Here is a 19,917-nt window from a genome sequence, read left to right on the forward strand (position 1 = left end):
CGGCGAGCGAGGAAGACGAGGACGACGAGGCGTGAGCAGAAGGGATCTGCCGTCCAAACCGTCCCTGGGGATCCGGCCGCAGCCGGGCAGCGGTGATCGTCGACCCGAGGATTCCGCTATCATGGTGTTTTCAGCGGCGAGATCATGTGGACATGAACGAGCCCCACCCGCGCTTTTGGGCGATCTTCTTCGAGGTCTACGAGGCCCTACCCAGGCAGGGGCCCGGCAATCGCACAGGCATGGAACGAGCGCTCGGTTATTGCCGGTCTATGCCGCCATCGCCGGCCATCCTGGACCTGGGTTGCGGCGTCGGGGGGCAAACGCTCGATCTGGCCATGCTGACGACCGGTCCGATCCTCGCGCTCGACCAGCACGCCCCGAGTATCGCACGTCTTAAGGCGGCGATCGCGGAACGAGGGCTTGACCACCAGGTCAGCGCGATCGTCGCCGATATGGTCAGGCCAGGGTTGCCGCCGGCGAGCTTCGACCTGATCTGGTCCGAAGGCGCGCTCTACAACATCGGAATCGCCAACGCGCTGGGGACTTGTCATGGCCTGCTGCGTCCCGGTGGCTACCTGGCCTTCACCGACGCCGTGTGGCGCAAGGAGAACCCGCCGCCCGAGGTTCGGGCAAGCTTCGAATCGGACTACCCGGGTATGGGCTGGGCCGAGGATATCGTGGCGGCCATCAAAGACAGCGGACTCGAGCATCTCGGTCGCTTCACCTTGCCGGACGAGGCCTGGTGGTCCGACTTCTACACGCCGATGCAAGAGCGCATCCGGGCGCTGCGCGGCCACTACGATCAGGATGACGAAGCCCTCGCGATACTGGATCAGATCGCGCAGGAGCCCGAGATGCATCGGCGCTACTCCGACTACTATGCTTATGAGTTCTTCATCGCACGCCGTCCCCTCCGCTAGGCCGAAGCGCCCAAGGTGCCGACGGTGGATGCGATGGTCCTGCTGACGATAGCTGGGTGGCTGCTCCTGATCGGGGCTGTCGCGGGGATCGCGACGGGCCTGTGGCGCAGTGCGCGGGACGCTCGCCGTGCGCAGGTGGTCTGGGACGCCTTGCTGGCCGAACGCGAAACGGCACCCGAGACCTACGATCCGGCCATGGTCGCCGACCTGCCGGAGATCGCGCGGCGCTACTTCGCGACCGCGATCGCGCCGGGAACACCCTTGCATCGGGTCGTCGAGCTCGAGATGGCCGGCGCGCTGATCCTGAATGGCCGTGAGCTGCCGATGCAAGCCGATCAGGTCCTGGCTCCGCCGCATGGCTTCGTCTGGCGCGCGCGGGCCGGCTCGGGGTGGGTCCGCTTTTCCGGCTCGGATGGCTATCGGGGCGGCCGGACGAGCTGGACCCGGTTCTGGTTGTGGGAGATCCTGCCGGTGGCGCGCTGTGCCGACAGCGAGGATCATGCCCGTGCCGCCGCGGCCCGACTGGTGATGGAGACGGTGTGGGTGCCGGCCGCGCTCTTGCCGCAGCACGGGGCGCTGTGGACGCAGACGGGCCCGGACCGGGCCGAGATCCGGTTTCCGCGGGTCCCCGGGGTCGAGCCGATCCATCTGGTCCTCGACGCCTCCGGCCGGGTCTTGGAGATGAGCACGCAGCGCTGGTCGGATGTGAACCGGGATCGGACCTATCGGCTGCAGCCGTTCGGCGGCCGGATGCTGGCGCACGCGACCCATCAGGGTTTCTCGATCCCGGTCGCGATGGAGGTCGGCCACCATTACGGTACGCCGGAGTATGCCCCGTTCTTTCGTGCCCACCTCACGCGCGTGACCTAATGGTATGACCCGAGGGTGGTGGAGATAGCCATTGTTGCCGACCAGGGTGTGTTCACGGGCGAGTCATTCGACGCAAGCGCCGGATCTGAGGCGCTCGTTGCGCCGCGCGCCCAACGCGATGCACGACTCGGCGAGCAGGTGACGGCGCTGGCCGCGGAGGTCAAGGCGCGGCTCGCCCGTGTCGATGTCGACATGACGCGCGGTGTCCACCCGTCTGGGGCCGGCGCGGGATCGACACGGTGCTCGGCCAAGTCGCCGTCTGTCCGCCACTCAGAAGGTGGCGTTGTTCCAGCCGAAAAGGTGCCGGGGCGGTGAGGAGAACTCGATGTAGACGCGCTGTGGATCGATCTTCAAAGCGTCACCAAGCCAGCCGCACAGCGCCCGCGCGAACTCGGCGGTGCGCGATTCGGGCAGGCCGATGCTCTTGAGCTCGACGTAGGCCGCGGGTTCGTCGTTGCCGCCGAACAGGAGATCGGCGCCGGCCTCCAAGATCACCAGCACGTAGGATTCGGGCTTGCCGAGCAACTCGGCGACCCGTTTGGAGGCGCTCGCGAGGAGCTCCGGGCGGGTCTCGGGCGCGACGGTGGCGTTAGTCAGCAGGCGGAGCGTGGGCATGGCTCTCTGTTCCTCGCGGTGCGGTGGACGCTGGAAGTGACGCAAGAGATGATACGTCAGGCGCGCCCCGGCTGCTCACCGGGTCACGGATGGCGGGACTCGTCAGCCCGCCGGCAGACTGAATGACGAAGACCGTAGATTCGCTTTCAGTGTAAGCCCAGGTTATTCTCGCCGCCCGGCGAAGTCTTCTGACCTCCGATCCCCACCGCAGGAGTTGCACTCATGGCAGCGGTAGAATCCGCGGCTGAGTTCGCGCTCATCATAGGCCTGGTGATACTTGGTGCCCTATCGCTCAACCTCATCATGCTTACAGCGGCGCGGCTTTTGCTGGTGCGGGACGGGGCCGTACGGCCACTCGCCGACGCTGGGGTTGCGCGGACGCCGGACGTCCTGATCCAACTCCCGCTCTACAACGAGGGCGAGCTCGTCGATCGTGTACTAACGGCCGTCGCGTCGCTCGACTGGCCGCGTGAGCACCTCGAGGTCCGGGTGCTCGATTACAGCACCGACGGCTCCCTGGCCTTGAGCTGTGCCGCTGTCGAGCATTGGAAGGGCGCAGGCCTCAGCGTCGAGCTCATGCACCGGACTCAGCGCACAGCGTTCAAGGCCGGCGCCCTCGCCGCTGGACTCGACCGCTCCGACGCCCCCTTCGTCGCGATCTTCGATGCGGACTTCATCCCGCCGGCGGATTTCCTGCGGCGCACCGTCCCAATCTTGCTCGGCGAGTCTCGGCTCGCCCTGGTCCAGGCGCGTTGGACCCACCTCAACGCCGAGGAGACGCTGCTGACTCGTGTCCAGGCGTGGCTGCTCGACGGGCATTTCCGGGTCGAGCAGGTGGCGCGCGCCCGCCTTGGGCTGCCCGTCCCCTTCAACGGAACCTGCGGCGTCTGGCGCCGCGCGGCGATCGAGGACGCGGGGGGCTGGCAGGGCGACACGCTGACCGAAGATCTCGATCTGAGCCTCAGAGCCCACCTGATGGGCTGGCGCGCCGCCTATCTTCCCGAGCTGAAGGTACCAGGTGTGCTCTGCCCAGCTCGCCCCGAGCCTGGCGTGCCCAGCAGTTTCGCTGGACCAAGGGGTTCGTTCAGTGCTTCATCAAGCTTCTGCCGTCCGTGTGGGCCAGTAGCTTACTGCCTTGGTGGCACAAAGTTGCGGTCTCGCTGCAGCTCGTTCAGCCGCTCGTCTTTCTGGTGGGGCTTCTCTGTCTGCTGCTCGGCCTCCTCTATGTCGCCGGGGGGGCGACCGCGGGTCCCGTGCTCGCCATCGTCGGCATCACAGCCTCGATGCTCGGGGTTCTCGGGACGGGTGCGTTTCTCGTCGCGGCTGTCGATCCGCCCTTGCGCATTCGTGCCCTCCCGGAGATTTTGGCCGCGTTGATCCTCACCAGTGGGCTCCTGCTCTCCAATGCACGCGCGGCCTTCGAGGCCCTGGTCGGTCGTCCGAGTGAATTCGTTCGCACACCAAAGACTAACGAATCCGCGCGACCGATCGGTCGGGACCAGGCGGTCTATGGTTTGCCGGAGCTTGCCGTCGGCGTCGGCCTGCTGGGTTTCGGGCTCGCGGAAGAGCCCGCCACGGTCCCCTTCCTTGCGTTAGTCATCGGCGGCCTGGTCGGTTTCGGGGTGCTGCAGATCCTTGACGGACGCCGGATGGAACGGGCGAGAATGGGGCCGCCGGGTTGAGCGAGGCGCCCCGAATGGCCCGCCTGGAGGCCGCTCGCTAGTCGCTCCTGGCGCGCGGCGCTGGCGGCGGTTCGTGGCCACTCCAGTGGCCCGCAGCCGGGCATCACTCGGAGGCGTCGATTGGTGCCTCGACCGCCCCCGCCGCTTGCGGATCGGGGCTGACGATGGCCTCACGCACGCCACGTCCGTGCAAACTGCTGACCTCGAACAGCAGCCCCTGCCAGCGGACCTTGTCGCCAACCTCGGCGGGGCGCCCGAGCTCGCTGAGAATGAGGCCGGAAAGACTGTCGACGTCCGGGTTCTCGAGCTCCCGCCCCACGGCGGCGCCGAGCGTATCCAGTCGCACCATGCCCTGTACCTGAAAGCGGTCGCGCCCGATTGGCAGGATGTCGGGGATGTCCTCTGCCCCTTCCTCGACATCGCCCACCGCTTCGGCGCAGATATCCTCGATGGTGAGGATACCGGCGGTGCCGCCATGCTCATCCATCACCACGATCATCTGGTTGCGCGTGCGCTCCATCGCCGCCAGCACATCGTCCAAAGTCGCCGTCTCCGGGATATAGGCGGTCTCCCGCACCATCTCGGCCCAGAGTCCTTGGCCCTCCTGCAACGCCGCCAGCAGATCTTTGATGTGGACCGTGCCGACGATCCGGTCGAGGTCTCCAGTGTAAACGGGATAGCGGGTGTGACGATGCCGTTGCATGATCTCGCGCAGGACTTCGTCACTCGCATCAGCCGGGATGCCGCGGGTGTGTACCCGCGGCACCATGGCTTGCTCCGCGGTGATCTCGCCGAAGTCGGCGAGCTCCCGAAAGATCCGCCCGCTCTCCTCGCTGAGCATCCCGCTTGCGCGACTCTCGCGGGCGATCGACTCCAGCTCATCGGCTTCGAGGTAATGCTCGGGGCTCCGGCCGCGCTCGACTCCCGCAGCGCGCAGCAGGAATAGGCCCGTCCGGTTGAGTCCAACCACCAAAGGGTAGAGCAGGAAGCCGATTGCCAGCATCGGCGGCGTCACCCAGAGGGCGACGGGCACGGCATAACCAAGGGCGAGCGCTTTGGGAACCATCTCGCCAAGGACGATATGCAGATAGGTAATGACGAGGATCGCCAGCACGACGGCCAGTCCATGGGCGGTGATCAAAGCGCCGAGCTCGGGAAGCCCTAAAGCCAGCAGCCCCTGCTCGATGAAGAGCGCGAGCGTGTGCTCGCCGTACATCCCAAGGCCCAGACTGGCGAAGGTGATCCCGAGCTGGGCAGTCGCCACATAGCGGTCGAGGCGAATGGGGTCGTCGAGGATGGCCGCAATGCGGCCGGCCCGTTTATCGCCCGCCTCGGCACGCGTGGCGAGCACTGCACGCGGCGCCCCGACGATCGCGAACTCGGCCGCGACGAACAGGCCATTGAGAGCGATCAGGACCAGAACGACGAGTAAGACGATCGTCAACTCAGGCATCGACCCCTCCCTCTGTCATGGTCGGCAACCAGACCAGCACCGAGCCGATCGCCGCCCCGTCCATCCGCTCGATCTCCACGCGCAAGCCGTCCGCCTGGAGGCAGCACGGCCCTTCCGGGATGGTGTCGAGGCGTTCGATCACCCAGCCCGCGAGGGTCTCGGCGGTGCTCGAATCCAAGGGTCGACCCAGGACAATCTGCGCCCATGCCTGGGCCTCATCGAGCGGCAGACGCCCGCCCAATCGCCAGCGGCCATCCGGCCCGTGCGTCGGCGCTACGCTGTGGCTCGCGATGCCCTCATAGGAAAGTTTGCCTAGCAGCTCGCGGAGGATGTCCTCGAGACTGATGAGTCCCTCGGCGTTGCCGTACTCGTCAACCAGCAGGGCGATGCGCGCGCGCCGATCTCGCATCTGGCCGAGTGCCCGGTCGATGGTCAGGGAGCTTGGCAGGATGAGCAGCGGCCGCACCAGGGATCGCAACCCGGTATGATCGCCGCCGGCGGCAAGCGCCACCGCGACGTCCTTGATATGGAGGTAGCCGCGCACCTCCTCGAGCCCACCGCGATGGACTGGCAGCCGCGTGAACGGTGAGGACCGCGCTTGGTCGAGGATCTGCTCGGTCGGTGCCGTGAGGTCCAGGCTCGCGATGTGCCGGCGCGGCACCATGATCTGACGCACCCGCCGATGACCCAGCTTGAGCGCTTCGCGCAGGCGCTCGCTGTCCTTGCCCTCAAGCAATCCTCCCTCCCGACTTTCACGAATCAGGAGATCGATTTCCTGGGGCGAATGGATATGCCGGTGGCCGCCGGCCGCCTCGATGCCAAAGCGTCGCAGCACCAAGCGGCCGCTCCCGTTGAGCAGATCGATGAAGGGCGCGAGGAGGACCAGTGACCAGCGCATCGGCAGGTAGGTGATCAGAGCTGTGCGGACCGGATACTGCAACGCTAGCGTCTTGGGGATCAGCTCGCCCAGGACGACCTGCGTCGAGGTGAGGACCACCAAGGTGATGGTGGCCGACAAAGCATAGGCGCCCACCGGCTCCAACCCGGCATAGGTGATCAGGGTGGCCCCCAGGGCCAGGCTGATGGTCGCCTGGCCGAAGGCGCCGAGGATCAGACTCGAGGCCGTGATGCCGATCTGGCAGGCGGCGATGTAGCGATCCAGTCGACCGACATCGAGCAAGATCGGCAGGAGCGCCGCGGCCAGACGGTTACCCTGCGTCGCCAGTTGCGCAACGCGGGTCGTTCGAGCACCCACCGCCGCAAACTCGGCGGCGACATAGAGAGCGTTAACCAGTATCAGAAAAACGACAACGGAGAGGATTGTGAGCGTCATCGCGGGTGGCACCTGACGCGACCGGTCGCACGCACGGCGACCGAAAGCACGCGCGGTTCAGCTGTGGTCATGGGTGATGGTCCGGGCCAATCTGGGCCTCGCCGTCAAGACGGGGGATCGATCGGGTCTGGGCAGGTCTGGGCTGCTGGACGTGTCGCAGCATGCAGCGGATCGGAAGGGTCGGCTGGCGACGAGGCGGGTGCGTTGGCAGCGCGGTCATCGGGACATCAAGACATCAAGTAAGCGAGCACGGGTGCCCAACGGCGAGAAATCTACAGGGTGTCCGTTGTCTCCGCAAGGGGTTGGCAACGTCGGATCCTGATCGTGTCAAACCCGGTTTCTCCCAAGCCAGCCGGGATGCGTCAATTCCGGCGGCGGCACCATCGCGCCCGGACTTGCCTCGCCGACACCAGAGACGCTTTTCGAGAGACAGCATCGGCAGCCCGACCAGCGCGACCAGCGTCGGGGCGATCCAATCGGCCGCGTCGAGCGGATGGGTATGGAACAAGGCATTCAGGGTCGGCGCATAGACAAAGCACAGTCGCAACCCGAGGGTGGCGGCGATCCCGAAATAGACATAGCGGTTGCTGAACAGCCCGATGCGGAACGCGCTCTCCGTCAGCGACCGGCAGTTCAGCAGGTACGCGCACTGGAACAGAATGATCGTCGTGACCGCGATGGTCTGCGATTCTGCGCGGGCGAGTTCGGGCGCAGTGCCGGCCGCGAGATCCGTGTAGTACTCATGGAGGAAGAGGCCCGCTGCGGCCGCCGTCGGTCTCCAGCGCGGCGTCATTGCACAGCACTGCGGCGCGCAGCAATTCGGTCGCCGCCACCGCGGCGGCGGGCGCCGGGAGGCCCTGGCCGCGCAGTTTCCCTTCGGGGGCGTAGCCGGTCCCGGTGACCTCGATGGTTGCGGCTGGCGTCCACAGCGCAGCGACCGTCATCTCGTTGCGCGTCAGCGTGCCCGTTTTGTCGGTGCAGATGACCGTCGTGCTGCCGAGCGTCTCCACCGCCGGCAGATGGCGGATGATGGCCTGGCGCCGCGCCATCCTGCGCACGCCGATGGCGGAAGCGATCGTGATCACGGCTGGCAGTCCCTCGGGGATCGAAGCGACCGCCAGCGTGATCGCCGCGAGCGCGCTGTCGACCAGCGGATTGTCCCGCAGCAGGCCGACCCCGAAAATCGACGCGGCGACCATCACGATTCCCAGCGTGATGGCGCGCGCCAAGCGGCCCAGCCGGCGTGTCAGCGGCGTCTCCAGCTCGGCCGTTTCGCTCAGCAACTGCGAGATGTGGCCGTGTTCGGTTCCGGCACCGGTGGCCGTGACCAAGCCCTTCGCGGTGCCGGCGACCACCAGCGCGCAGTCGACCACTCGATCTTGTTCCACTCGCTGGTGCCAGGCGGGAAGTGACAGATCGTTACCGGCGAGCCCTCAGGCGCTCGAACCGTCGTCTTGGCGCACTTTCATCGGCCATGCCCTGAGCATAGCAGTCGGCCTTGGAATGGGACGCTTATCCCGCGACAGCTTCTCAGTCCTGTGGTGTCCCTTCGCGCGAAGGTGAGGCGGCCTGTTCGATGATCCATTCGCGCCACACCGCCAGCAGGACGGCAATGATGATGGGGCCCAGGAAGAGCCCCACGAGGCCGAAGGCGGCGATGCCACCGAGCACGGCGAACAGCACCAGGATGTAGGGTATGCGGGTCGCGCTGCTGATCACCAGGGGACGAAGCAGGTTGTCGATCTGACTGACCACCACAGCCCCCCAAAGCGCAAGACCCACCGCCGCGAGTACCTCGCCCGTTAGGTAGAGCCACAGGCTCGCCACACCCCACACCAGCGGCGTCCCGAATGGAATCAGCGCGAAGATGGCCGTGAGCACGCCGAGCAAGATCGGGACCTGGAACCCGGCCACGGCATACCCGACACCGGCCAGGGCGCCCTGGGCAAGGGCGGTGAGCACCAGTCCGTAAAGGACCGCCCGGGTGGTGTCCCCGATCGCGACGAGATATGACTCGGCGCGTGCCCCGAGCAGACTGAGCAGCAGGCGGCGGGTCTGGTCGAGCAGGCTATCGCCGTGCCGATAAAGGAAGAAGGCGCTGAGCAACGCAAAGCCGAACTTGATGGCCGTTGCCCCGATGTCCCCGAGGAGCTGGAGCGCCCCCTCTCGCAGCGGGTTGAGCCATTGCAGGACCTGGTCGCCCAGTGCGTCGGGGTCCTCGGCCACGAGCGACAGGAGACGCTCCAGCTCAGGGCCTACCCAAGGCAGGCCGACAAGCGATGAAGGCAGCACACTTGGCCCTTCGTGGATGCTGTCTACGATTTGTGCATAGACCATCGGCACCTCGCTGCGCAGCAGGACGATGATCCAGAGGAGCGGGACGACGAACACCAGGGCGAGGATCAGGGTGGTCAGGGAGGCGCTGAGCCCGGCGTAGGGGTGGAGCAGCGAGCGCAGCCGACGGTGAATCGGCCAGGTCACGTAGACCAGGATCAGTGCCCAGGCAACCGGCACCAGAAAGAGGTGCAGTACCTGGTAGCTCATGAGCAGGAGCCCCAGCAAAAAGGCGCCGAGGGTCACTCGGCCACCGAGCGCCTTGGAGAAACTTGCTTCACGCATGAGTCAGCGAGTGACCGTTCTTTTGTCGCAGGTAAGAGAGAGCAGATTCTCTGAGGGGATCTCCTGGGAATCCGATCGGATTCTGAGAGGGCCGAGCGGACAACCCTCTCGAAGCGCTTCATGCTTAGTATTACGCGAGTGGTGGCCTCCGAACCAGGTAGCTAGCGAGGGAAACGAATCCAGGGTGTGCTCCCTTTATTTCTCGCGGAGACACTATTCTACCAACCGTTGCGCCGGATCCACCCGTCACTCGCCGAGGATCTTCGGGCTCTGGGCTGCGATTATGGCGCCAGAAGTCGTGCCTCGGGCAGCCTGATCGGCCCCCTCGGGGCCTCGCGGGTTGGCAGGGCGAGTGTAATCGGGACCGGAGTAACCGGAAAAGTCCCATTGAACCTCGACCGCAAGGTGGCCGGCTGCCGTCGAGGGGCTCAGCCGAGACGAATGCAGAGCCGGTAGCTCCCGCCGCAGTCCGGGAGCCGCACCCGCAGGGCGCCGTTGACGACCTGGACCGCGATGCCGTCGAGGAACGCAGCAATCGGCACCCCTTGCCCCCCGCCGTTCTCCACCTGGATCGAGCAGTCGGTCATCCCGTCCGGCAGCCGATAGCTGAGGCGGAAGCCCGGCCAATCCGCCGGGATGCAGGGGCGCAGCACCAGGATGCGGCCGTCTTCGACCCGCAGCCCCAGGAGCGACTCGATGCCGACCTGATACATCCAGGCGGCCGACCCCGTGTACCAGCTCCAACCGCCTCGCCCGGTGTGGGGCGGCGCGCCGTAGAGGTCGGCAGCCAGCGCGTAGGGCTCGAGGCGGTAGGTCGCGACCCGTTCAGGGGTCGCCGTGTGCCAGATGGGGCTCAAGCGTTCCAGCAGATGCGCGGCGCGCTCGCGGCGGCCGAGTTGCGCCATGGCCATCACCACCCAGCAGGCAGCGTGGGTGTATTGGCCGCCGTTCTCGCGAACCCCGGCGAGATAGCCCTTGATGTAGCCCGGGTCCCTCGGTGTGTCGACGAAAGGGGGTGTCAGCAGCCGGATCAGGCCCGTGGTGTCGTCGATCAAGTGTGCCTCGACGGCGTCCAACGCGAGTTCCGCCCGTTCGCGCGGCGCCGCCCCCGAGATCACCGACCAGGCCTGGGCGAGGGCGTCGATGCGGCACTCGGCATCCGAGGCGCTGCCAAGCGGGGTCCCATCATCGTAGTAGGCGCGGCGGTACCAGGCACCGTCCCAGCCGGCTCGTTCGAGGGCCGAGCGGAGCGCGTCTCGGTGGGCGCCATAGCGGACCTGACGGGTGTGGTCCGCACGGGCCGCGCAGAGCGGGAGAAAGTCACCGAGGACCTTGTAGAGGAAGAACCCGAGCCAGACGCTTTCGCCGCGACCCTCGCGGCCGACCCGGTTCATGCCGTCGTTCCAGTCGCCCGTTCCCATGAGCGGCAGGCCGTGGGCGCCGCAGGCGAGCGAGCGGTCCAGAGCGCGGCAACAGTGCTCGTAGAGGTCGCCCTCCTCGTCGCTCGGGTCAGGCTCGAGATAAGCCTCGTCCTCGCCGGGTGCGAGCGCCCGAGCAGCGAGGAACGGTTGCCGCTCGGTGAGGATCCCGGCATCACCGGTGACCCGCAGATAGTGACACGTCGCCCAGGGCAGCCAGAGAAGATCGTCCGCAAAGCGAGTGCGCAGGCCGCACTCCAATGGCGCAGGGTGCCACCAGTGGAGCACGTCACCCTCGACGAACTGATGCGCGGCGTGAAGCAGGATCTGGGCGCGAGCGAGCCCGGGCCAGATCGTCGCCAGATTGGCCGCATCCTGCAATTGGTCGCGGAACCCGTATGCCCCGCCGGACTGGTAGAAGGCTGACCGGCCCCAGATGCGGCAGGCGATGGCCTGATACACGAGCCACCCGTTGAGCATCCGGTCGATCGCTGGGGATGGGGTCTCGACCTGAATGCGGCCGACGAGCTCCCGCCAGAAGGCCCGGACCTCGTCGAGCACCCGGGTGGGCGAGCCTGGGTTGCCGTAGCGAGCGAGCAGCGTCGGGAGCCGATCCGCTTCGAGGCACTCGCCGAGCAGGCACAGACACTCGGCGCTGTCGCCCGGGGCCAGGGTGAAGCGAGCGCGCGCAGCGAAACAGGGGTCGACCCCGAGCCCAGTGGAGCCATCCAGGGGCACGCCGGCGAGTACCGCCCAGGGCCGAGCGGGATCACCGTGGCGGCCGAGGAAGGCCAGGCGGTCACAGCTATGGTCACGGTCTATGACCTTGGTCCCGGAGATCCTCAAGGCGCCAAAGACAGCCGCGCCGGCGAAGGCGCCGGCACCGGTATTGGTCGCCGTCAGGACCTTCAGCCCCGGGTCCCAATCCGTGCGGATCGGACTCGGGTGGGTGGGCTGGGCACCCATTATCAGCCGCTGGTAAGCGTACAAGGACAGGGTGCGCGGCCGGCCTTCGTTGTTGGTCAACCGCAGACGCAGGACCCGCAGCGGATCCGAGCGGGGCACGAACAGGTAAGCTTCCTGCTTCAGGCCCTTGTAGTCGCAGCGGAAGCGGCTGTAACCGAACCCGTGCCGGGTCTCGTAGCCGACCGGCGCCGGCATTGGCCCTGGAAGCGGTGACCAGACCTCTCCCGAATCCTCGTCGCGCAGGTAGAGGGCCTCACCATGCGGATCGCTCACCGGGTCGTTCGACCAAGGGGTCAGCCGGTTCGCCTGGCTGTTCCGCGACCAGGTGAAGCCGGCACCCACCTCGCTGACCAGCAAGCCGAAGTGCTCGTTGGCTAGCACATTGATCCAGGGCAGCGGCGGACGCCGCAGGGCATCGCCCACCCAAGGCAGGGCGATGACATACTCCTGTCCGTCCGCGCTGAAGCCCCCGTAGCCGTTGAAACCCTCCAGGTCGGTCCGGCCGGCGCAATGGGTCGCCGCGCTGGCGCGGCGGCCGAGGCTCCCGGCCACCGCTGATGGCAGTCGGGCCGTCTCGCTGAGCCGCGCCGCCGAAACCATTGCCAACGCCGCCTCGCGACGTGGCGCGACGCCGGTCGAGAAGGCAACCTCGGCACGGCCTCCCACGGGGAGCTCGACGCGGGTACGCAGGCTCAGGATCGGGTCTAACACCCTGCCCACCGTCCCACTCAGACCCGGTCGTCCAGTGAGCGCCGCCGGGCGGCAGCGCGTGCCCCCGCGCCCCAGGAATTGCATGCGGTCGGTTTCCCATTCCGTCGCCTCTCGCCCGACAAGGGCATGCACCAGCCAGGGCCAGGATTCGCTGTTGGCGCGCGGTCGGCGGCGGGCCAGCAGCGCTCCGGTAGGCGGATCCCGTTCGGTCTCGACGAAGAACTTGGCGAGGGCCGGGTGGGCGGCGTCCGCGTCGGCTGCAAACAGCACGACCTCCAGGTAGCTGGTGATCTCGATCCGGCGCGGACGCGAGGAGCGATTGATCAGCAGCAGCGAGCGATCCTCACGGTCTGCACCTGCCGCCACACGCACCTCGAGCCGCGCGGCGATCCCGTCGTCCTCGCGCTCGAACAAGACGCGTTCGGGCGAGGCCTGGACACGGTAGCGCAGGGCAGGGGTCAACGTGGGCTGGCGGCCGACGGACCAGAATCGCCCGCTCTCGTCGTCGCGCAGGTACACAAAGCTGCCGAGATCGTCCTGGACCGGATCGTCGTGCCAACGGGTCAGCGCGATCCGCCCCCAGCGTGACTGGCCGGCGCCCGAGGCCGAGATCAGGACCTCGTAGCGTCCGTTGCTCAGGCGATGGGCGCGTGGGACCGGGGCCTTTGGGTCGAGTTCGGGCGCGGGCGTCATCGGGGCGCTCGGCGATCGAGCTCAGCCGTGAGCGGATAGGGTGATCTCGGCCGGGATCCGGGAGATCAGGATCTCGGGTGTCCCCGCGTCCGGCATGACGACCCCATTGGCCCGGATGGTACGGGGTTGGTCCGCGGGGGGCGGCGCGAAGCGGATGCCACCGGGCGGCATCCGCAGCCTGCCGTGGAGCCGCAGACGCAGGTCCCCAGCGGGCCGTCGCGCGAGTTCCATGTCCAGGACCCCATGGGCGGTGGGCATGCCAGTCAAGCGGAGTTCTCCACCCGCGAGCCAGTGCTCGGGGACACCGGCCGCGACGACCAACGCCGCATCGGCGTCACGCTCGTGGACGAAGAGGTCGCGGAAGGCCAGCGCGTACTCCGCGCCGATCCACGAATGGGGTAGATCGCCCTGGTGTCCCGGGGCGCGCGGATTGCGCCAGGCGATTTCGGGCCACTGGTTCCACGCCGGCGGGCGCCGCTCCGCGAGGTAGAAGTCGAGCAGTTCGTGAGCCTCCTCCCGTCGGCCAAGCCGAACCAGCGCGCCCAGGATGCGGATCTCGTAGGGTGTGTAGTTGGTCCAGTCAGCGCCACCCTGGTGCATCGCGCGAAAGCGCTCCAAGAAACGATCGAAGGTCCGATGCAGGGCCGCCGCCGGCAGGTGATGGGCCTCGTCGATCAGCGTGAGGGCATTTGCCACCGCGGCCGGGTCTGGGTCCGCCCACTCGACCGACCCCGGGAGGTAGTCGATCGCGCGCTCCGTCATCGTGCGCCGCAGGGAGGAAAGCAGTGTGGTGCGGAAGTCGTCGCGCAGCTCCGCAAGGCGCGCCGACTGGTCATTGCGACCTAGCGCCTCGGCGAGCCAGGCGGCGTCTTTGAAGCCACGCAAAGCCCAGAAGTCGTCCCAATACGCGTGTACCGGCTGGGCCAGGTAGCCTTCGTGGCTGGCCGACTCGGGTAGCAGGCCGAAGCGCGTTCGGCGCTCCGGTACCCGGTAGGCCGCGCTCAGCCGCTGCGCCCGGAGCCGCTCGAGATAGCCGACCGCCCTGTCGACGACCGGCCAGAGTGCGTCGGCGAATTCGAGATCCCCCGTGAACCTCAGATGTTCCGCAATCGTGAAGATCAGCTGGCCGTGGCTGTCGTGCTCGGGAAGCCAGTCGATACCCTGGTGGTCGACGCAGCAGGGGACATTGCCATCGGTGCGTTGGAGGTCGGCGTACCAGCGGACGAAGGCCCCGGCCTCCGCGGGACGCCCCCAGCGGAGCAGCGCGGCGGCCATCACCGCACCGTCGCGGATCCAGGCGCGTCTGTAGCGCCGAGGTCCAGGCTGTAGGGCCACGCCGTCGCGGTTGATCAGGATGTGCGCGATGGCGCTGCGGCAGACCCGCGCGGCCGTCTGGGCCGGTGGCGGGAGCTCGAGGCCGACCACATCGAGGGTCGCCGCCCAGTGCGCCTCGGCCGCGGCGAGGAGGACGGCCGCCGGCTGCTCGGGCAGGGGGAAGCGAGCCTCGTCCGGCCGCCAGGTGAGCAGGACCTCGGCCTCACCCCCCGGGGCGAGCGCCAGATCGAACGCCAGCGCTGCCGAGGCGAACCCGAAGCGGTCGTTGGCCTCGGTCGCCGTCGGCGGCGCCCCACGCGCCAGATGGTCGCTGATCGGCCCCTGGTCGTAGGTGGCGACACCCGCCGCGTCCGGCGGCGGGTTCACCAGCAGGGCCAGGTCGTCGTTGACCCAGATCGTCGCGCCGCGGCACGCGATCTGGCGCACCGGGCTCACTCCGCCGACCGCGCCGTTGGCCTGCCAGGGCGGGCAGACCTGGAAGGGGCGCACCGCCAGAAAGAGCCGCGGGGTGCGGGGCTGCTGGGTGTGATTCCGGAGCCGATAGCGAATCACTGGGCGTGCAACCTGGCCGGACCCGGCCGCGAAGCCGGTGATGGTCAGGGTCAAATCATCCAGCTCCCAGGTCACGGACGGGATCGGCAGATCGCCCCGCGCCAGGGATGGCGTCGTTACGCAGTCGGCCCATCCGATCAATGCGCCGTCGCGGTAGATGAAGGGCTCGATCGAGAACGCCGCCGGTTCGATCTCCACCATCCCGTCCTCATTCAGCAGCGCGGGGACTGGGCCTCTCGGGGTAGCGAAGGTGGTCCAGTAAGTTTGCTCCCGGTACAGCCACCTCGGATAGTGGCCGCGCGGCACCCGCTCGGCAAGCCCATGAAACCATTCGTTGACGGACTTTGCGACTCGGCGCGACAAGACCTCCAGAGAGATTAGGGCGATGGGCTCGCCGCGATCGGGGGCGGAGAGGCGCAAGCGTAGGAGGCGCGCGCACCCCTCGGGGACTCGCACCTGATTGATCTCGCCGAGCCCGGACTCGACCTGAGTGAGCACCCGCCAATCCATCCCATCATCGCTCGCCTCCACGACGAACGCACGGGGCCGCCAGGGCTCCTCCCAGCGCAGCGCGAGGCCGCCAAACTCCCGTGGCCCCTGAAAGTCGATCCGAAGCCAGGACGCTGGGTCGCCGGCCGCTGCCCGCCAGCCGGTGTCCGGCCGGCCGTCCAGGACGCGGGCGGCCTCGTGACCTGGCGACTCGCTCGATGCACTGGCCAGAACCGGTAGCGGCGGCCCAGGGTCGAGCAGGCGTAGCGCCGAGATCCAGAGACTGCCGCGGCCGCCGGAGCCGGCCACGAGCGCGACCTCGATGGCACCGATCTCCCGCGGTGCACCGCCCCCCGCAGGTCCCCAGGCGTAGTCGATTCGGCTCGCGGGGATGCGCAGGGTGTGCCAGGTGGGATCAAGGGCGAAATCGGCCTGCTGGAAGCGCCAGACGTTGGCGTTGGTGGGATCCACGAGCTTGAGCTCCAGGGTATTCGGCGGTCCGATACCTCGAAGTTCGGCCTCGATGGCAAAGTCATCGGGCAGGGTCAGCGCGCACGGCTTACGCGCCACCACGAACCCGCCGCCGCCGTGAAAGTCGAAATCCAGACGTAACACCAAGCCGCCTCTGCCGGCCTCCGCGCTCAGCGCAAGCTCGGCGTCTCCAGGGGCGATGGCCTGCCAGTGCGCGGGGTGGCCGAGGTCGAAAAGGATCTTCGCAGACATGGTGCGCCTCGCCGGCGAAAGATGGGCAGGTTGCTCCGAGCGCTCACTATAATACTGGAGCGGGGTCCACCACAGGCCCAGGTCGCTCGCCGGTGGCGCGGTGGTGTGGATCTTCCGGTCGGGTTTGGCGGTGGCCGGCCCAATGCTGCTCGCATCGCTGACTCAATAGGCTGGTTCTTCTGAGTGCTCGGTTGACTGGGCCTGTCATCGGCGCCACTCAGGGCGCCTGTTCCAACCATCTCGCCCACCGAGGGTGAGCCACGATGAGTGCGCCGCGAGTTCCCATCAGCCGAGGTATCGGGCGCCGGTTCGCCGCGATGATCCGCGCGCTGGCCATCTCGGAGGTTGGGGGCAAGGCCCGGTTGCTGTTCGGCCTCTTGATTGTCTTTTTGTTGGGCATCAACGGACTGAACGTCGTCAACAGCTTTGTGGGGCGTGACTTCATGACCTCGATCGAGAACCGGAACATGGCCCGGTTCATCGAGTACGCCCTGATCTACGTCGGTGTCTTTGCCGCTTCGACCGTGGTCGCCGTTTACTATCGGTACTGCGAGGAGAGACTCGGGCTGCTGTGGCGCAAATGGCTCACGGAGCAGGCGCTCGAGCGCTACCTGAAGGATCGTACCTACTTCCGGCTGCACGCCGCTGGCGATCTGCAGAATCCCGACCAACGCATCGCCGAAGACATCCGGGCACTGACCGCGACCACCTTGTCCTTCTTCCTGATGCTCCTGAACGCGAGCCTGACCGTAATCGCCTTCTCCGGCGTGCTCTGGTCGATCAGCCCATTGCTCTTCGTTGTCGCCATGCTCTACGCCGCGACCGGCTCGGCCATGACCTGGCTGCTCGGCCGGACGCTGATTGGGCTGAATTACGACCAACTCGACCGCGAGGCGAACTTCCGGGCGCGGCTGGTGCATGTCCGGGAGAACGCCGAGTCCATCGCCCTCTTGCAGCGGGAAGGGCGCCTGCGGATTCGGTTGCACGACCGACTCGAGCGCCTGACCGCCAACTTTCAACGGATCATCGAGGTCAACCGCAACCTTGGCTTCTTCACGACGGGTTACAACTATCTGATTCAGATCATCCCGGCCCTGATCGTCGCGCCCATGTTCATCCGGGGTCAGGCGGAGTTCGGTGTGATCACGCAGTCGGCAATGGCCTTCGGGCACCTCTTGGGCGCATTCTCTCTGATCGTCACGCAGTTTCAGTCCATTTCGGTATACACGGCCGTCATCGCGCGCCTCGGCGCGCTCGCCGAGGCGATGGATCGCGCGGTCGAGCGGCGCACCCCGCCGATCGACTACTGCACCGACTGCGAGCGAGTTGCCTTCGAGGGGGTCAGCCTACGCTCACCGCGCAGCGGTCGCTATCTCGTGAAGGAGCTCAACCTCTCGATCCCAAGAGGTACTCACGTGCTGATCCGCGTCCCCGACGAACCCGCCAAGACGGCACTGTTTCGCGCGACGGCTGGAATCTGGGACCAGGGCGAAGGGCGTATCCTGCGCCCCAGCGACAACGACTTGCTGTTTCTGCCCGAGCGGCCGTATGTGCCCCCTGGGACACTGCGCGAGGTCTTATTGCACGGCAGGACCGAGAGACGCTTCTCCGACGAGCGCCTGCTGGGCACACTGCGCAGCCTCGATCTGATCCGGGTGGTCGACCGTGCCGGAGGCCTCGACACCGAGCAAACCTGGAGCGAGCTCCTCTCCCTCGGCGAACAGCAACTCCTCGCCTTCTCGCGCGTGTTGCTCGCCGACCCGAGCTTCGTCTTTCTCGACCACCCCAACCGCGCATTGAGCGAATGCCAGGTCGATGGGCTCCTGGCCCTATTGCGCGAACGCGGCATCACCTATCTGACCCTGGGTGACGAGGACGACGACGAGACCAACTACGACCAGCGCTTGGATATCGCCGGGGATGGGTCTTGGACGCTGTCCTTACTGCCCGCCGAGAAAGGCCCGCGCAGCGCGCCGCCAGAGCCCGCGGGCGCGGCCGCACCGGCGCCATCCAGTGGCTCGGAGCGCCCAGATTGACGACGATCTCGCCCGCACCGTGCCCGCCCTTGTTGTTTCCGTCGCCATCAGCCGCACTGAGGGGGAGCTCCGGCAACGCGATACGGGTGGGCTTCATCTTCACTGTCGAGGTCCTCGCCACCTGATGATCGGCTTCCCAACGAGTTTTCTCTGGGGCGCGGCGACCTCCGCCTATCAGATCGAGGGCTCACCGTTGGCCGACGGGGCCGGGGCGAGCATTTGGCATAGGTTCAGCCGTGAGCCGGGGCGAGTGGTCGGCGGCGCCACGGGCGACTCTGCGTGCGACCATTACCGGCGCTATCGCGAAGACATCGCTCTGATGGCGTGGCTCGGGATCAACGCCTACCGCTTCAGCGTTGCCTGGGCGCGGGTCGTGCCAGACGGCAACGGGACCCTGAACCCCAAAGGGCTCGGCTTCTACGACCGGCTGGTCGACGCGCTGCTCGCTCAGGGGATCGAGCCGATGCTGACCCTCTATCACTGGGACCTGCCCGCCGCGCTCGAGGACCGCGGCGGGTGGCTGAATCCCGACAGTGCGAAATGGTTCGGGGACTACGCGCAGGTCCTGTTCCAGGCGCTCGACGACCGAGTCCGGCTCTGGTTGACGCTCAACGAGCCCTGGGTGAGTGCCGTCCTGGGTTATCTGACGGGGACGCATGCCCCAGGCCGGCGCGGCCTCCGAGAGGCGGCTCTGGCGGCCCATCACCTCTTGCTCGCCCACGCTGAGGCCGTCACCGCCTATCGGGCGGTTGGTCGCCATCGGATCGGCATCGCGCTGAATCTCGAGCCCCAGTATGCCGCCTCGGCGCAAGCAGAAGACGTTGAAGCGGCGGCCCGCCGGCACATCTATGTCAACCGCTGGTTTCTGGATCCGATCCTCCTCGGGCGTTACCCAGCGGAGATCCCGCAACTGTTCGGTGCAGATTGGCCTCGGCGGGCGCTCCAGCGCGCTGGGCTGATTCGCGCGCCCATCGACTTCCTTGGCGTGAACTACTACTCACGCGCGCTGGTAGTGGACGATCCGTCGGGGCGCCCGGCGCGGGGGCGGTTGGTGAAGCGGAGAGATGCGCAGCTCACGGCGATGGGCTGGGAAATCTTCCCGCAGGGACTCACGGAAATGCTGCTCTGGATCCGCCGCGAGTACGGCGAGCTTCCCGTGTATATCACCGAGAATGGCGCCGCTTGCAACGACCCGCTGCCCGAGCGGGGGCGGGTCCTCGATCCTGGGCGGGCTCGGTTTCTTGGCCGCCATCTGATCGCCGCCCAGGAGGCGCTGGGTCGAGGCGTGGATCTCCGAGGGTACTTCGCCTGGTCGCTGCTTGATAACTTCGAGTGGGCCTATGGCTACTCCAAACGCTTCGGCCTGATCCACGTCGACTTTGCCACCCAGAGGCGCACCCCCAAGATGAGCGCCCGGTTCTATCGCAACCTGATATGTCGAGGTGGTGCCAATCTCGCGATCGCCCTCGGCGCCCTTCGAGGGTGATGGTGGCAGGGCGGCC

The 19,917-nt window shown here is 67.3% G+C and carries 14 protein-coding genes; 6 read left to right on the forward strand and 8 right to left on the reverse strand.

Features of this window, described 5'->3' with window-relative positions; genetic code table 11:
• The first annotated feature begins 152 nt into the window (after nt 1-152).
• Both ABC977_RS00075 and ABC977_RS00080 read left to right on the forward strand, forming a co-directional pair.
• Nucleotides 153-920: a class I SAM-dependent methyltransferase gene (locus ABC977_RS00075; RefSeq protein WP_369665188.1), complete on the forward strand. Its 768-nt coding sequence runs from the start codon at nt 153-155 to the stop codon at nt 918-920.
• Between the two features lie 33 nt (nt 921-953).
• Complete coding sequence (locus ABC977_RS00080) at nt 954-1,790, forward strand: DUF6544 family protein (protein ID WP_369665468.1); 837 nt, start codon at nt 954-956, stop codon at nt 1,788-1,790.
• A gap of 270 nt (nt 1,791-2,060) precedes the next feature.
• Here ABC977_RS00080 and ABC977_RS00085 read toward each other — a convergent pair whose 3' ends face one another.
• Nucleotides 2,061-2,405: a phenylpyruvate tautomerase MIF-related protein gene (locus ABC977_RS00085; protein ID WP_369665189.1), complete on the reverse strand. Its 345-nt coding sequence runs from the start codon at nt 2,403-2,405 to the stop codon at nt 2,061-2,063.
• Nucleotides 2,406-2,627: 222 nt separating this feature from the next.
• On the opposite strand from ABC977_RS00085, the gene ABC977_RS00090 reads away from it, so the two are divergent.
• Together ABC977_RS00090 and ABC977_RS00095 are read left to right on the forward strand one after the other, a co-directional pair.
• A complete protein-coding gene (locus ABC977_RS00090) occupies nt 2,628-3,782 on the forward strand; it encodes a glycosyltransferase (protein ID WP_369665190.1) in 1,155 nt (384 codons plus the stop codon).
• On the forward strand, nt 3,779-4,087 hold the full coding sequence (locus tag ABC977_RS00095) for a hypothetical protein (RefSeq protein WP_369665191.1): 309 nt from the start codon (nt 3,779-3,781) through the stop codon (nt 4,085-4,087). The genes ABC977_RS00090 and ABC977_RS00095 overlap by 4 nt, the downstream gene beginning before the upstream one ends.
• Nucleotides 4,088-4,190: 103 nt before the next feature.
• Here ABC977_RS00095 and ABC977_RS00100 read toward each other — a convergent pair whose 3' ends face one another.
• The 7 genes from ABC977_RS00100 to ABC977_RS00130 form a co-directional block, all read right to left on the reverse strand.
• Complete coding sequence (locus ABC977_RS00100; RefSeq protein ID WP_369665192.1) at nt 4,191-5,540, reverse strand: hemolysin family protein; 1,350 nt, start codon at nt 5,538-5,540, stop codon at nt 4,191-4,193.
• A complete protein-coding gene (locus tag ABC977_RS00105; RefSeq protein ID WP_369665193.1) occupies nt 5,533-6,873 on the reverse strand; it encodes a hemolysin family protein in 1,341 nt (446 codons plus the stop codon). The genes ABC977_RS00100 and ABC977_RS00105 overlap by 8 nt, the downstream gene beginning before the upstream one ends.
• A gap of 235 nt (nt 6,874-7,108) precedes the next feature.
• Nucleotides 7,109-7,666, reverse strand: coding sequence for a cation transporting ATPase C-terminal domain-containing protein (locus ABC977_RS00110; protein WP_369665194.1), 558 nt, complete (start codon nt 7,664-7,666; stop codon nt 7,109-7,111).
• Nucleotides 7,614-8,246 carry an HAD-IC family P-type ATPase gene (locus ABC977_RS00115; RefSeq protein WP_369665195.1) on the reverse strand — a complete coding sequence of 211 codons (633 nt, stop codon included), beginning with the start codon at nt 8,244-8,246 and terminating at the stop codon, nt 7,614-7,616. The genes ABC977_RS00110 and ABC977_RS00115 overlap by 53 nt, the downstream gene beginning before the upstream one ends.
• Nucleotides 8,247-8,403: 157 nt before the next feature.
• Nucleotides 8,404-9,492, reverse strand: a complete 1,089-nt coding sequence (locus ABC977_RS00120; RefSeq protein WP_369665196.1) for an AI-2E family transporter — start codon at nt 9,490-9,492, stop codon at nt 8,404-8,406.
• A 428-nt stretch (nt 9,493-9,920) separates the two neighbouring features.
• Complete coding sequence (locus ABC977_RS00125) at nt 9,921-13,280, reverse strand: GH36-type glycosyl hydrolase domain-containing protein (protein ID WP_369665197.1); 3,360 nt, start codon at nt 13,278-13,280, stop codon at nt 9,921-9,923.
• A gap of 21 nt (nt 13,281-13,301) precedes the next feature.
• Nucleotides 13,302-16,379, reverse strand: coding sequence for a discoidin domain-containing protein (locus tag ABC977_RS00130; protein WP_369665198.1), 3,078 nt, complete (start codon nt 16,377-16,379; stop codon nt 13,302-13,304).
• 263 nt (nt 16,380-16,642) lie between these two features.
• On the opposite strand from ABC977_RS00130, the gene ABC977_RS00135 reads away from it, so the two are divergent.
• Together ABC977_RS00135 and ABC977_RS00140 are read left to right on the forward strand one after the other, a co-directional pair.
• Entirely contained in the window at nt 16,643-18,415 is a 1,773-nt protein-coding gene (locus ABC977_RS00135) for an ABC transporter ATP-binding protein/permease (protein ID WP_369665199.1), read from the forward strand.
• Between the two features lie 124 nt (nt 18,416-18,539).
• Nucleotides 18,540-19,901 carry a GH1 family beta-glucosidase gene (locus ABC977_RS00140; protein ID WP_369665200.1) on the forward strand — a complete coding sequence of 454 codons (1,362 nt, stop codon included), beginning with the start codon at nt 18,540-18,542 and terminating at the stop codon, nt 19,899-19,901.
• Nucleotides 19,902-19,917: the final 16 nt, after the last annotated feature.

This window comes from Thioalkalicoccus limnaeus, assembly GCF_041197575.1.
Lineage (GTDB): Bacteria > Pseudomonadota > Gammaproteobacteria > Chromatiales > Chromatiaceae > Thioalkalicoccus > Thioalkalicoccus limnaeus.